Source organism: Devosia sp. Root413D1 (assembly GCF_001425235.1).
GTDB lineage: Bacteria > Pseudomonadota > Alphaproteobacteria > Rhizobiales > Devosiaceae > Devosia_A.
Genome location: NZ_LMEA01000014.1, coordinates 163732 through 177168, shown reverse-complemented (window position 1 = coordinate 177168; position 13437 = coordinate 163732). Strand labels below are relative to the sequence as shown.

The 13437-nt window shown below is 65.8% G+C and carries 13 protein-coding genes; 8 read left to right on the top strand and 5 right to left on the bottom strand.

Annotated features, from left to right (window positions below; all coding sequences use genetic code 11):
• Positions 1-131: 131 nt before the first annotated feature.
• Entirely contained in the window at positions 132-1397 is a 1266-nt protein-coding gene (locus ASC89_RS27745) for an ABC transporter substrate-binding protein (RefSeq protein ID WP_056004305.1), read from the bottom strand.
• A 165-nt stretch (positions 1398-1562) separates the two neighbouring features.
• Between ASC89_RS27745 and ASC89_RS27740 the strand changes: the two genes are divergently transcribed.
• The 4 genes from ASC89_RS27740 to ASC89_RS27725 all read left to right on the top strand — a co-directional run bounded on the left by ASC89_RS27740 (position 1563) and on the right by ASC89_RS27725 (position 5357).
• The gene (locus ASC89_RS27740) at positions 1563-2621 is read left to right on the top strand and encodes a Gfo/Idh/MocA family oxidoreductase (RefSeq protein WP_320410493.1); all 1059 of its coding nucleotides are present in this window, start codon (positions 1563-1565) and stop codon (positions 2619-2621) included.
• A gap of 4 nt (positions 2622-2625) precedes the next feature.
• Positions 2626-3393 (top strand): GntR family transcriptional regulator, encoded by a 768-nt coding sequence (locus ASC89_RS27735; protein WP_056004298.1) that lies wholly within the window; start codon positions 2626-2628, stop codon positions 3391-3393.
• Positions 3394-3457: 64 nt separating this feature from the next.
• On the top strand, positions 3458-4462 hold the full coding sequence (locus ASC89_RS27730) for an SIS domain-containing protein (RefSeq protein WP_056004295.1): 1005 nt from the start codon (positions 3458-3460) through the stop codon (positions 4460-4462).
• A gap of 1 nt (position 4463) precedes the next feature.
• Complete coding sequence (locus tag ASC89_RS27725) at positions 4464-5357, top strand: N-acetylglucosamine kinase (protein ID WP_056004292.1); 894 nt, start codon at positions 4464-4466, stop codon at positions 5355-5357.
• A gap of 233 nt (positions 5358-5590) precedes the next feature.
• Here ASC89_RS27725 and ASC89_RS27720 read toward each other — a convergent pair whose 3' ends face one another.
• The 3 genes from ASC89_RS27720 to ASC89_RS27710 all read right to left on the bottom strand — a co-directional run bounded on the left by ASC89_RS27720 (position 5591) and on the right by ASC89_RS27710 (position 8408).
• Complete coding sequence (locus tag ASC89_RS27720; RefSeq protein WP_056004462.1) at positions 5591-5902, bottom strand: HigA family addiction module antitoxin; 312 nt, start codon at positions 5900-5902, stop codon at positions 5591-5593.
• A 38-nt stretch (positions 5903-5940) separates the two neighbouring features.
• Positions 5941-6219 carry a type II toxin-antitoxin system RelE/ParE family toxin gene (locus ASC89_RS27715; RefSeq protein WP_056004288.1) on the bottom strand — a complete coding sequence of 93 codons (279 nt, stop codon included), beginning with the start codon at positions 6217-6219 and terminating at the stop codon, positions 5941-5943.
• Between the two features lie 92 nt (positions 6220-6311).
• Entirely contained in the window at positions 6312-8408 is a 2097-nt protein-coding gene (locus ASC89_RS27710; RefSeq protein ID WP_056004285.1) for an ADP-ribosylglycohydrolase family protein, read from the bottom strand.
• Positions 8409-8532: 124 nt separating this feature from the next.
• Here ASC89_RS27710 and ASC89_RS27705 point away from each other — a divergent pair, with 124 nt between their 5' ends.
• The 4 genes from ASC89_RS27705 to ASC89_RS27690 all read left to right on the top strand — a co-directional run bounded on the left by ASC89_RS27705 (position 8533) and on the right by ASC89_RS27690 (position 12818).
• Positions 8533-9624, top strand: a complete 1092-nt coding sequence (locus ASC89_RS27705; protein ID WP_056004283.1) for a LacI family DNA-binding transcriptional regulator — start codon at positions 8533-8535, stop codon at positions 9622-9624.
• Positions 9621-10931: an ABC transporter substrate-binding protein gene (locus ASC89_RS27700; protein WP_056004282.1), complete on the top strand. Its 1311-nt coding sequence runs from the start codon at positions 9621-9623 to the stop codon at positions 10929-10931. The genes ASC89_RS27705 and ASC89_RS27700 overlap by 4 nt, the downstream gene beginning before the upstream one ends.
• Before the next feature lie 215 nt (positions 10932-11146).
• Positions 11147-11989, top strand: coding sequence for a carbohydrate ABC transporter permease (locus tag ASC89_RS27695; protein ID WP_055883386.1), 843 nt, complete (start codon positions 11147-11149; stop codon positions 11987-11989).
• 1 nt (position 11990) lies between these two features.
• The gene (locus ASC89_RS27690) at positions 11991-12818 is read left to right on the top strand and encodes a carbohydrate ABC transporter permease (RefSeq protein WP_056004279.1); all 828 of its coding nucleotides are present in this window, start codon (positions 11991-11993) and stop codon (positions 12816-12818) included.
• Here ASC89_RS27690 and ASC89_RS27685 read toward each other — a convergent pair.
• The gene (locus ASC89_RS27685; protein ID WP_055883390.1) at positions 12815-13432 is read right to left on the bottom strand and encodes a hypothetical protein; all 618 of its coding nucleotides are present in this window, start codon (positions 13430-13432) and stop codon (positions 12815-12817) included. The two genes, ASC89_RS27690 and ASC89_RS27685, sit on opposite strands and share 4 nt — an antisense overlap.
• Positions 13433-13437 lie beyond the last annotated feature (5 nt).

Genomic DNA, 13437 nt, shown 5'->3' with positions numbered 1-13437 from the left:
CCCACCACCAGCTTCGCTGGTCCCCCTCCCCCGCCACGCGGGGGAGGATCACGGAGAGTCATGCGCCTCAAGGCCAAACAAAATGCGCGTGCCGACCGGGAGGGCGCGGCACGCGCTGTCGAGATCGGGCGCTATTGCGCCGACTGCGGCGAGTACCAGGAGGCGAGCCCGGCCTGCAGTTCGGCGGCGACAGCCTCGGGGGTCATGTCCGAGGTCATCATCACCTGTAAGAGGCGCCAGATTTCGTCATCGAGCGGCGGCGTGCCGGCGCTCAGCCGATCGAGCGCCAGGCGCGGCGTCAGCAGCGCTCCGGTCTTCAGATCCGCAAAAGCCTGGGCCAGCACATTGTCATACTTCACCGGCTGGTTGCTCATGGCGAAGAAGCCCGGCGCGGTGTTGACGTAGATCTGCTGGAACTCGGGGCCGGCGACCCAGCTCAGGAAGGTCCTCGCCGCGTCCTGGTTCTTGCTCGCGGCATTGATGCCGATCGCCATGTCGGGCATTTCCTGGAGGTAACGCTGGCCACCGGCTTCCACTGCCGGCGGACCGAACACCCCGACATTCAGCCCGGTCGAAGTCACCTGGTTGATGTTCCACGAGCCATCGGGAAGGATCGCGGCCTTGCCCAGCGTGAAGAGCTGCGTCATGTCGGAATAAGACAGCGCCTCCTGCCCGTTGGGGAGGAACGGCTTCCAGGCCTGGAAGGCGGCGATGGCCGAGACGAAATCGGCGTCGGTGAGCTTCTGACTGCCATCGATCAGCCCGAGACGCCCCTCTTCGCCTTTCCAGTAGGCCGGCCCGATGCTGTAGAGCCCGTTATAGGCGAGCTGCCAGGATTCGGCCGAGCCGACGGCGAGCGGCGTGTATTTGCCGTTGTCCTTGATCGCCTGCAGCACTGCGGTGAACTCGGCTGCGGTGGTCGGCACCGCCAGGCCCAGCTCCTTGAAGATATCGACATTGTAGTAGAAGCCGGCGAGCACCGCGGCGACCGGCACGCAATAGGTGGCGCCGTCGACGGTCCAGGCCGCCTTGGCGGTAGCGTCGAAATTCTCGAGCCCGGCAAGGCCATCGAGCTTGGTAAAATAGCCGCGGCCGATCCACTCGTTGTTTACGTCGAACGGCCGGCAAGTGATCAGGTCGGGACCGGCCCCACCCTCGATCTGCGACTGCATCGCGGCGTTGTATTCGTTGGTATTGACCGGCGCGAACTCGACATTGATGTCGGGATGCGCCGCCTCAAAGGCCGGCAGCACCTTGTCCTGCCACACCGCCAGATCCTCGGTGCGCCAGCTGCCCAGCGTCAGCGTCACGCTTTGCGCCACCGCGGCGCCGCTCATCGCGATGAGCGACACGCCCAGCATGGCTCCGGCCGTTGCGGCCCACTGTTTCGACTGCATTGTTGTTCTCCCTTCCCCTGACGCACGGCCGCCGTATCCGGCGCCGCATGGATCAAATCCGAGCGACTTGCCCCTCTGTCACAGGATCGATACCTCACAATACCAGATGGTACAAGTGGTCATTTTTCTGCTCATGAGGTATGGTCAGAACGCCTGATTGGTACTATGAGGTATCTAACAAATCTGAGGGAGCAGGGCATGATCGGGGTAGGGTTGCTGGGGTCGGGTTTCATTGCCGAGTCATATGCGGATGCACTCTTGGACGTGCGGAACGCCGAGCTCGTCGCCTGCTATTCGCGCAATCCGGCTCGCTCCGACGCCTTCGCCAAAAAGTGGAAAGTCACCGCGCACCCCACCATGGATGCGCTCTGCGCCGATCCCGCCGTCGAGATCGTCATCATCGCGCTGCCCAATGAGATCCATCTCGCCGCGGTGGAGATCGCCGCCCGGCACAAGAAGGCCATCATCTGCACCAAGCCGCTGGCCCGCACCGAGGCCGAGGCGCAGCAGATCCTCGATATCGCCAATGCCGCCGGGGTCTGGCACGGCTATGCCGAAAGCTCGGTATTTTCGCCCAATGTCGCCAAGGCCTACGAGATGGTCAAAGCCGGCGGCATCGGCGAGCTCCTCACCATGCGCGCCCGCGAAGGCCATTCCGGCCCGCACGCCCCGCATTTCTGGGATGCCGAAACCGCCGGTGGCGGCGCCCTGCTCGATATGGGCTGCCATACCGTCGAATCGGCGCGGCATTTCTTCGGCAAGGACAACAAGGTCACCGAGGTGATGGCCTGGGGCTCGACCATGGCCCACCAGGACAAGACCACCGGCGAAGACGCGGCGATCGCGCTGCTGAAATTCGAGGGCGGCCAGCTCGCCACCATCGAATCCTCATGGATCGAGCGCGGCGGCATGCAGCTGAGGCACGAGCTGGTCGGCTCGGCCGGCCGCATCGTCACCGACAGCTCGGTCGGCCCGGTCTGGGGGTTCATTGAAAACCCGGTGGGCTACACCGTCGAGAAGGCCGATGCCGAGACCGGCTGGGTATATCCTGTGCCGGAAGAGACTCGGGCCTATGGCTTCTCGCAGCAGATGCGGCATTTCATTGATCATTTCGCCGCCGGCACCACTCCGTCCGAAACCTTCGAGGATGGCGTGGTGGTCAACCGGATCATCGATGCGTGCTACCGCTCGATGAAATCGCGGCAATGGGAAAAGGTGGCTTGAGCCAATGAGCGACAGCGCGGAACAGTTGGTGCTCGATCAGGATTCGCCCGATCCGCTATGGCGGCAGGCGGCCGATCTGATCATGCACCAGATTTCGACCGGCAAGATCGCCAATGGCGGTCGGCTGCCGGCCGAGCGCGACCTCCTCGCCCAGCTGTCGATCAGCCGGGTGACGCTGCGCCGGGCGCTGCAGAGCCTCGTCGAGGAAGGCGTGCTGAAGCCCTCGCATGGGCGTGGCTGGTATGTCTCGGCGGAGGTGCCGAAGGAATTTCCCAATACGCTGGAGTCGTTCAGCGAAACCGCCGCCCGGCTGGGGCTCGTCCCCTCCTCCGACGTGCTGCGCGCCAGCGAGGCGCCGGCGACGCTCGATGAAGCCGAGGAATTGGCCATCGCGCCGGGCGCGCCGTTGTTCCATCTCGAGCGCATCCGGCGGCTCGATGGCGTGCCGGTGGCGGTCGATACCTCGTTCTTTGCCGCCACGCTGAAGCCCGATCTCACCGGCGTCGATTTCCGCACCGCTTCGCTGTTCGAACTGCTGCTCGGCAATGGCGTCGACCTCGCGCATGGCGAAACCACCATCGAGGCCCATGCCGCCGACATGGGCCTCGCCCAGCACCTCGGGGTCGAAGCGAAAACCCCGATCCTGGTGATGCGCCAGCTCATCGTCGACAGCGCCGGCCGGCCGCTGCTGTCGTCCACCGTGCGCTATGTCGGCGATCGCTACCGGCTGCGCACCTCATTCTCGCGTGCGCGAAAGCCCGGCGCGCGCTGAACCAAGCACAGTGACAGCCCGCGACGCCGAAGCTTTCGCGCTGTCGCCAAGGAGACGGACTAAATTGGTTAAAGGCTACATCTCCCTGGCCGAGGCCCGCGCCTCGCAGGCCGCTTTGCTGGAAAGTGCTCTGCCCGCCATTGCCGGCGAAGTGCGCGCCGCCCAGGCGGCCGCAACGCTCGAGGGCCCGGGCCCGATCTTTCTCGGCATCGGCGCGAGCTATGCCGCCTCGGCCGCCGCAGTCTGGATGCTGCGCTCGCGTGGCATCCACGCCTGGCGACTCAATGCCGGCGAGCATCCCCTGCCCTTTCCGCAGTCGGCGCATCCGATCATCGGCGTTTCGCAGTCGGGCCGCAGCTCCGAAACCCTCGCCGTGCTCCGCACCATCGAGCCGCATTTGCGGCTGGCGGTGGTCAATGTCGCGCCCTCGCCGATTTCGGAGATCGCCGCGACCACCATTTCGCTCGGCAAGCTCCCCGACAGCTACGCCTCGACCACCGGCTATACCGCCACCATCGCCGCCCTCGGCATGATCGCCGAAGCCTGGGATGGCGGCGCGATCGACCGCAGCTGGGCCGACCTGCCGACGAAGTTCCGGGCGCTGGAGCGCGAGATCGCCACCCGCGCCGTGGCGCTCGCCACCCCGCTGCGTGACGCGGTGGCGGTCGATTACGCCGGCGCCGCACCCTCGGCCGGCACCGCCGAAGTCGGCGCCCTCCTGCTGCGCGAAGTGGCGCGCCTTCCGGCCACTGGCCTGTCGTCGCGCCAATACCTCCATGGCGCGATGGAATCGGCCGGCCGCACCGCCCACATCCTCATGGGTGACGAGCGCGAGGCGGCTCTCGCGCATACCCTCGCCCATGCCGGGCACCATACGTTGCTGATCACCACGCTCGAGGTGGCCGAAGAGCCGAACCTCGCGGTGCTCCGGCTGCCTGAGCTGTCGCCAGCGCAGCGCGCCATCCTCGAGGCCCTGGTGATGCAGAGCCTCGCGGTCGAGACGGCGCTGCTGCGCGGCGTCGACCCCGATGCCTTCGTCTTCTTTCACACCGACACCAAGGTCGCCTGAGATGCCCGCTCTGATCGCCGCGCTCGATATCGGCGGCACCAAGACCCAGTTGATCCTCGAAGACCTCTCGGGCCACCGCGTGCTCGACGTCACCGAGCCGAGCCTCGAATGGGATGCCGAGCCCGAGGATAAGGCCGCCGTCTGGATCGCCGAGCGGGTCAGGCGCCACACGCCTGAGGGCGCCGAGATCGTCGCCCTCGCCTTCGGCGCCCAGGGCATCAACCGCACCGAAACCGGCCGCACGCTGGAGCGCGAGCTTCAAGCCCTCGGCTACCGCACCACCGCCGTCAACGACGCCTCGCTGATCGTCGCCGCCGCCGGCTTCACCAGGGGCATCGGCGTCATCGCCGGCACCGGCGCCATTGCGGTCGGGGCCAATGCGGCGGGCGAGTTTATCGCCTCGGGCGGCTGGGGCTGGATCATCGGTGACGAAGGCAGCGCCGCCGGTCTCGTCCGCGAAGCCACCCGCACGGCGCTGCGCGCCAACGACGAAGGCAAGGCTGACGATGGTCTCCTCGGCCACCTCATCGCCGCCTTCGGCGTCGCCGATGCCGAGCGGCTGACCCGCCGCGTCAACGACGACCCGACGGTCGACAACTGGGCCCCCCACGCCCCCGCCATCTTCGCCGCCGCCGACGCTGGCTCGGCGCTGGCCCAGTCCGTCATTACCGAAGGCGCCCACGCCCTCGCCGCCCTCGTCGACCAGCTCCTCTCCCGCGGCGCCACCGGCACCGATGTCGTCGTCGCCGGCAGCGTCATCGTCAACCAGCCGCGGCTCTACACGGCATTCGAGCAGGCGGTGACGGGGCGACATAAGCAGCTGAAGGTGCATGTGTTGCGCGACGCGCCGGTGGAGGGTGCGGTGCAGCTGGCGAGGCGGGCGGTGGGCAAGTAGCGAACGAACGGTGCCCCTATCGTCCCCTCTCCCCTCTGGGGAGAGGGCCAGGGTGAGGGGTAGCCAAGCACACCGGCCTATCCGCCACCGCTCAACACCTGTCCCAGCGCTTGGCGCCCCTCACCCCGCGGATGAAGCCGTCGGCCTCATCCGCCGCCCTCTCCCCAAAGGGGCGAGGGGGCGATAGGGGCACGGCCGGTGCAAAACTGGCAGGGTCCGCCATCCCCCAAATCTCAGGCCACCGCAAGCGTCGGGATGCCGCTCACGTCTACGTCTCGCTCGGCCTGCCAGGTGTCATAGGCGCCCTGCATGCGGACCCATAGGGTCGCACCGTTGCCGAACAGCTTGCCGAGGCGAACGGCCATCGCCGGCGACACCGGCTTCTTCTCGTCCAGAATGTCGTAGAGCTGCTGGCGAGAGATCCCGAGCAGCCGGGCGATCTCCGCCTTCGGCTTGCCAACGGCCGGCAGCACGTCCTCGCGCAGCAACTCGCCGGGGTGGGTGGGCTGGCGATCGGGATTACGCAGAGCCGCGTAAGTCATCATCATCGGCGCGGGGTCAAACCGCGCCCTCCATCAATCCATCAGTGATACTGCTCGAACTCGACATCCACCGCATCGGCTCCGTCGAATGCGAACGTCACGCACCACGGGCCATTGATGTGGACCGTATATCGCGTGGGATCAAAGCCCTTCAGGGCATGAAAGTCGAAACCTGGGAGGTTCATGTCTTCGGGTTTGGCCGCCGCGTCCAAAGCATCGAGACGACGCAGGATGCGTTTGTGCATCTTGGCGTCGATCTTCGCTGAGGTGCCTTTGGCCCACAGCTCGACGAGACCTTTGCCTTTGAAGCTCTTGATCACGGATGTATGTAAGCCATCAGCCGACGTACTGTCAACTATCCGCTTACATTTCTCCAAGAGCTACGGTCAATCGGCTGCCCCGATAGCACCCCCTACCGCACGCGGCCGATATGCACCTTGTCGGTCGACAGCGCCCCCTCATACACCGCGAGCCCGGTCATCCCCCCGGCATAGGTCCCGTCGCTGACCTCGAGCACCGTCCCTCCCGCGTCCACCGTGATCTGCGGCCCCGATAGCGTCACCCGCACGGGGATCGCCGTTTCGAACACCACCGGCAGCGCCGTTTCAGCCAATACCTGCTCAACCTCATCGCGGCGGCAGACCACCTGCAGCTTGCCGGTACGCGTCAGCCTCGCGGCGTAGTACTGCCGCAGCCCCTGCGCCCGAAACACCAAGGCGCCGTAGTTGCCGAGGTGCAGGTTCAGCTCCGCTTCGATCGTGATATCGCGCCAGTCGCGCGTGCCGGTGAGGATGATGCCCTCGCCGCGGTTGGCGGAAAGCCGGAACGACTCGCGGAAGTTCTTCGAGAACACACTGGCGCCGTTGATCCAGGCGCTGCGCCACATATTGCCCTCGTTATGCGGGCGGCGCAGCGTCAGCTCGGGCTCGCCACCCCAGCGCAGCCAGTCGACCAGCACCCGCCCCACTGTCGCGGTGTCGCGCACCGACATGACGAGGCCGATTTCGGCGATCGGGTTGCCGTCGAACTGCGGCACCTGCCAGCTGAGCCTTGCCGATTGACCGGCTTCCACCGTGACGCTTTGCGGCGAGATGACGCTCACCAGCGCATCGTCCTGGCCGTAATGGCGCACGGCCAGCGCCACCTCCACCGTGCCGCTGAGCCCGGCAGCCCCGGCAATGCTGGCTTCGATGGTCTGCCCGGGCCACACCCGCGGGCTCGCCAGCACTTCGTACCAGCTATGGCCGATCATCGCGGGCGGAATGAACACCGGGGTGCCCACATAGGCCGAGCGGCCCGGCGCCACCGAGATCAGTTCCACCGCCAGCGCCTCGCCGGTGCCGGAAACGGCGATGTCGCTGCCATTGCCCTCGGTGCCGCCGGCCATAAACCCCTGCACCGCACCGGGCAGTGCGAAATGGAACTGCGCCCCGCCCTTCGGCGCCGGCCGCGCCGGCTCTTTCGCCAGCTGCCGCGCCAGGTCATCGAGCCAATAGGCGATGCTGGGCGCATCGGTGAGGCCGCGCCCGCCATCGGCGGTGGAGAGGTAGAGCCGGTCGGCCACCGGGCCGCGCCAATCCTGCTCGCCGTCGAACCCGGCGAGCCCGAGCATGATGCCCTGGAGGCACCCGAGGTTGCCGGCATTGCAGTCGGTATCCCAGCCCGAAGTGTTGACGATCATCTGGCCGCGGCTGAAATCGTCCGGCGCGTGCAGCAGCGCCATGATCATCAGCGCGTGGTTGGGCGCCACGTGACACACCCCGGCATATTTGTCATAGCCGTACGTGTCCTCGATCTGCCGGCGCGTCGCCTGCCAGTCATCGCCATTGGCCCGCACCCAGCCGCGGATATCGGCAACCAGCCTGGCGATCAGGCTGTCCGCGGGAATGAAGCTCAACCCGGTTTCGAGCAGGTGCTCGACATCGCGGCTCAAAAACGCCTCGGCCTCCATCGCCGCCCACAGCACCGCCGCATGGACGCTTTCGCCATCATGGCTGACGCTGCCGGCGGCGCGGGCGAGCTTTGCCGCCTGCGCCGGGTTGCCCGGCGATACCAGTGCCCAGCCATCGATGAAGATCTGCGCCCCGATCTGTTCGGCGACGATCTTGCCATTGGTTTCGATGGCGCCCGAGCGCGGCGCCGGAATGCCCTTAGCAAGGTTCAGCCAGGCGGTGTGCTCGGTCGAATTGCCCGCCCCGCCCCACCAGAACACCGCGCGGTTCTCGACCACGTAGTTGAGCCAGGTCCGCCCAATGTCCTCGGCGCTGAGGTTCGGTGAAGCGCCGTAATCCTCGAGCGCCCGGACGAAGCTGAAAGTGCCCGAGACGTCATCGTCGGTCACCACCAGCTCGGCCCCCAGCCGCTCGTTGACGTAATAGGTGATCGGGCCGAGTTCCTTGAGGATGCGCTGGTAGGTCCAGTTCTCGAACGGCCGTCCGAGATAGACGCCGATCAGCTTGCCGAGCACGCCGGCATAGATCCGCTCGAGGGTATCGGTGGGGAGGGTCATGGGGGTCTCAATACTCTGAAGGGTCGAACGGGCGGGTGCAGACGGGTGTGAAGCTCGTAAGCCATCCGGCTTGACGGAAACAGCTCATCTGCCTACTGATACGTATCAGTAGCCGAGTTTCAAGATGAAATCGACCAGAAAACCGACGCAGAAGGATGTCGCGACCCACGCCGGGGTGTCGCAGGCGGCGGTATCGTCGGTGCTGTCGGGTGATGCCGCCGGCATCAGGCCAGAGGTGCAGGAACGCATTCGCGACAGCGCCAAGGCGCTGAACTACGTGCCCAACCGCATGGCGCAGGCGCTGAAGACCAACCGCTCGATGATGATCGCCTGCATCGTCCCCGATCTCTCCAACCCGTTCTATCCGCCGCTGATCCGCGCCGTGCAGAAAGTGGTCGAACCGCAAGGCTACGACGTCATCGCGCTCAGCACCGATGGCTCCGGCGCCGCGGAAGCGCGGATGATCGAACTCTGCATCGACCGGCGCGTTGCCGGCATTGTCGGAGTGTTCTTCGTCGCCACCATCCGCGAGCTCGCTGGAGCGCTCGCTGCCGACATTCCCGTCGTGCGCTATGAATCCGCCCCCAAGCGCGGCGGCGCCCTGCCGGTCGACGACTACTATGTCGACAACCACCAGGTGGCGTCCGCCCTGACGGCGCAACTGATCGGGCTCGGACACCGCGACATCGTCTTCATGGCGTCGCCCGGCGGCCCGGAGCGCGCCCGTATCGGCGGCTACAGCGCGGCGCTCGTCGCCGCGGGGCTCACCCCGCGCGTCGTCACCGCCCCGAGCTATTCCATCGATGGCGGCGCGGCCATCGCGGCAGAGCTGCTCGCCGAGGGCAGCGGCCGCCCCACCGCCATCATGTGCGCCGACGACCTCTTGGCCTGCGGCACCATCCGCGCCTGCCAGACCAGCGGTCTGTCGCTACCTCAGGACATGTCGGTCACCGGGTTCAATAACCTGGCGATGACCGACGTTCTCAATCCGTCGCTGACGACGGTATCGCTCGGGCAGGAGCTGTTCGGCCAGTTGGCTGGCGAACGGCTGCTGGCCCGGGTTCGTGGCGATGTGGAGGGGCCGGGGGAGGCCGTCGCATTGCCCTATGCAATCGTAGATCGCGCTTCGACTGCTCGTCCCAGAGGCGATACCTCGTCCTCACGGGTGCAGCAGGCGAGCCTCCCCGACACCGGCATATCAGGGAACGCTTCATGACAAAATTCTCACGCCTCTTTTCGGGTGTGGCCGTCGCGGCCATGACCCTTCTGACGCCCGGCCTCGCTGCGGCGCAATCGGCTTCGTGGTGGTACGAAGCGCTGACCCCCGAGCAGCAGCGCCTGCTCGACGACACGCTGGTCGCGGGCTTCAATGCCAGCCACCCCGGCTCGACCCTCGCCCTCGAGTATCGCGGCAACGCCATCGAGAACCAGCAACGCCTGGCGCTGATGTCCGGTGGTGGCCCCGACATCATCAATTCCAACGGCCCAGCGACGGCGCTGCCGATGGCCAAGGCCGGCCAGCTGCTGAAGCTCGATGATTATGCCGCCAAATACGGCTGGAACGAGCGGCTGATCCCGATGTTCCTCGAACTCGGCAAGGTCGATGGCGAGCTCTACTCCATCCCCAAGAACTACGAGGCGATGGGCCTGTTCTACAACGCCGATTTGTTCGCAGAGAAGGGTTGGACGGCGCCTAAAACCGTCGCCGAGATGGAAGCTCTCGCCGATACCATGCTGGCCGAGGGGATGACCCCGTTCGTCGCCGGCAATGCCGGCTTCCGCCCCGCCAACGAGCAGTTCTTCACCGTGGCGCTCAACCAGCTGGTCGGCCCCACCGCCATCCATGAAGCACTCTCGGGTAAGCGCCCGTGGACCGACCCGGTCTTCGTCGACGCCATGCAGAGGTTCAAGGCCTGGTACGACAAGGGCTATTACGGCAAGGACTACTTCTCCACCTCGACCATCGATGCCTTTGCCGGCATGGTCACCGGCAAGACCGGCATGGCGCCGCAGGGCACCTGGGCCTTCTCCTGGGTGAAGGATTACTTCGATCCGGCCGGCGCCAAGGCCGCCTTCACCTCGATCCCGGTGGCCGAGGGCGTTCCCTATCCGCTGTTCCCGATCGGCATCGGCTCGACCCTGTCGATCAACGCCCATTCGCCGAGCCCTGATACCGCGGCGCAAGTCATCGACTATGTGTTCAGCGGCGATTTCTACGGCGCGATCGTCCCGCAATGGCAGGGCGAATGGAACGTGCCGCTCGGCGACTTGAGCAAGGTGACGCTCAAGGGTGAGGTGACCCCGCTCTACCAGGAGGCGACGACGATGATCGCCGATGCCCTCGCCAGCGGCAATTACGGCTACACCACCTGGACTTTCTGGCCGCCCAAATCCGAGCAGTACATCATCTCGGGCGTCGAAGAACTCTGGCTCGGCACGGCCACACCGGAGAAGTTCCTCGCGGGCTTGCAGGAGCTGTTCGCCGCCGAGCTCGCCGAAGGCAGCGTCCCGCCATTGCCGTGAGGTGATGGGGCCCGAGCACCGGCCTCTCCGCTAATCCTCCCCCGCGTGGCGGGGGAGGGGGACCAGCGAAGCTGGTGGAGGGGGCGGCAAGACCCTCGGCTTTGAGTTCCCCCTCCACCGCCTTCGGCGGTCCCCACGCGGTGAAGGCCTAAAGCCTTCATCCGCCTCCCCCGCCACGCGGGGGAGGATAACCGAGAGTCCCGGAATCCCCGCCCATGTGGTTGTTCGCCCTCCCTGCCCTTGCCATCAATGTCGCGCTGATCCTGATCCCGGCGCTGCTGACCGTGGCTTTGGCTTTCTGCACCTGGGACGGCTTTTCGGCTCCGGTGTTTGTCGGCTTCGCCAATTTCCAGGCGATGTTTGCCGACCGGGTGTTCTGGATTGCGCTCGGCAACAACCTCAAGTGGACGCTGATTTTCCTCACCGTGCCGATCGCCATCGGGCTCGTCGCGGCAACGCTGCTGCTCACCATCAAGCGCGGCCGCACCTTCTTCCAGATCGTCTATTTCATCCCCGTGGTGGTGGCGACCGCCATCACCGCGCGGGTCTGGCAGGGGATGATCTACAACCCCAATACCGGCGTCTTCGGCCTGCTCGCCCGCTTCGGCATCGAGCTCTCCGATCCCCTCGCCGCCACCCACTCGGCGCTTTACGGCATCGCCGTGGTCGACCTCTGGCACTGGTGGGGGTTCCTCGCGGTGATCTTCCTTGCCGCGCTCCGCCAGGTGCCTGAGGAAATGGTCGAAGCCGCCCGGCTCGATGGCGCCGGCTTCTTCGCCTTGATGCGCGACATCCTGATCCCCGCCATCGCCCCCACCATCAAGCTGATGATGGTGATGACGGTGATCTGGTCGTTCCTGGTGTTCGACTTCGTCTACATCCTCACCCAGGGCGGCCCGGCCTATTCCAGCGAAGTGCTCTCCACCCTCGCCTATCGCAACGCCTTCTTCGAGTTCGATCTCGGCCGCGCCGCGGCTGTCGCCCTGGTTATCGCCCTGTTCGGGCTTACCGCCACCTTCGCCTATGTGCGGCTGCAGACCCGGGAAAGGGTGAACTGAAATGCTCGGAACCCGCAGGTCGCGCGCTATCTCCTACATCGTCCTGGCGCTCGGCGCGCTGTTCGCGCTTGGGCCCCTGCTCTTGATGCTGCTCAACGCCTTCAAGACGACACCCGAGATCATCCTCAGCCCCTTGAGCTGGCCAACTGAGCTCAACTGGTCGAACTTTGTCCGCGCCTGGACCGATGCACGGTTGGGCGAAACCATGCTCAACAGCGCCAAGGTCACCGTGATGACCATTATCCTCGTGCTCACCACCGGGGCCGGCGCCGCCTATGTGCTGGCGCGCCAGAAGATCAAGCCATGGAAGGCGGTGAGCGCCTATTTCCTCGCCACCACCACCGCGCCGATCCAGCTCTTCCTGTTCCCGCTCTATTTCGGCTTCGCGCGGCTCGGGCTGATCAACAACCCGGTGGCAGTGTCCTTCGTCTACTGCGCCATGTTCAGCCCCTTCGCCATCATGCTGCTGCGCACTTACTTCATCGCCATCCCCAAGGAGCTCGAGGAAGCCGCCAATCTCGATGGCGCCAATGCCTGGCAGGTGTTTTCGAAGGTCATGCTGCCGATCGTCTCGCCCGGGCTGCTCACCGTGGCGCTGATCATCGGGCTCTATTGCTGGAACGAATTCCTCATCGCCTCGACGTTCCTGCAGAGCAAGAACGAGATGACGGCGGTGGTTTCCTTCACCCTTCTGAGCGGCAAATACACCAGCGACTGGGGGCAGATCATGGCCGCTGCCATGATCATCGTGCTGCCGATCCTGATGCTGTTCCTGCTGCTGCAGCGGCATTTCATCGACGGCATGGCGGGCGGGTCGACAAAGGGCTAGTGCCTCGGTCTGCGACTGCGCACGCCGCCACGCACTTCCGCGGCTGCGGCAATGCCGACACCTGCCCCACTGTTACCGGACCGCCCGCGCAGACTCTTGCGACAGATCGCTGCCGCTTCGGCCACGAAGCGATGAAAGGGATGGATGGAGAAGCGTGACAGCAGGTCGTTCCAGACCTCGGTGTCGCCGGTCCAGTCACCGATCGAGCCCTCGATCGGTTCAGCAAGCAGGTGAAACGCGAGGTGCGGATTGTACCGCGAAACGCCGCGCACCAGCCCGTCGGTCACCTCGGTCGGCACCGGCCGGCTGAACACCAGCAGCAGCGGGCCCCGTTGACGTAGCAATGCCCGGGTTTTGCGGCACAAGTAGTCGTGCCGGGCCCGCGCCGCGGGGTAATGCGCATCGAGCTGATCCTCGGTGAGGCCTCGCGGAAACTCGTGTTGATGGGAGCTGTTGTGCCGTCCATTCCACACCACGCCGGAACGGATTTGCAGGTCTGACCGCTCGAACATGCCTTCGAAGTCCCGTTCGAGATAGCGATGGATCGCTTCAGCAGGGGTGATCTGCCAGTCGAAGATCCCGCTTGGGCTGGCGTCCCCGAAGACGCGCTGCAAGTGAA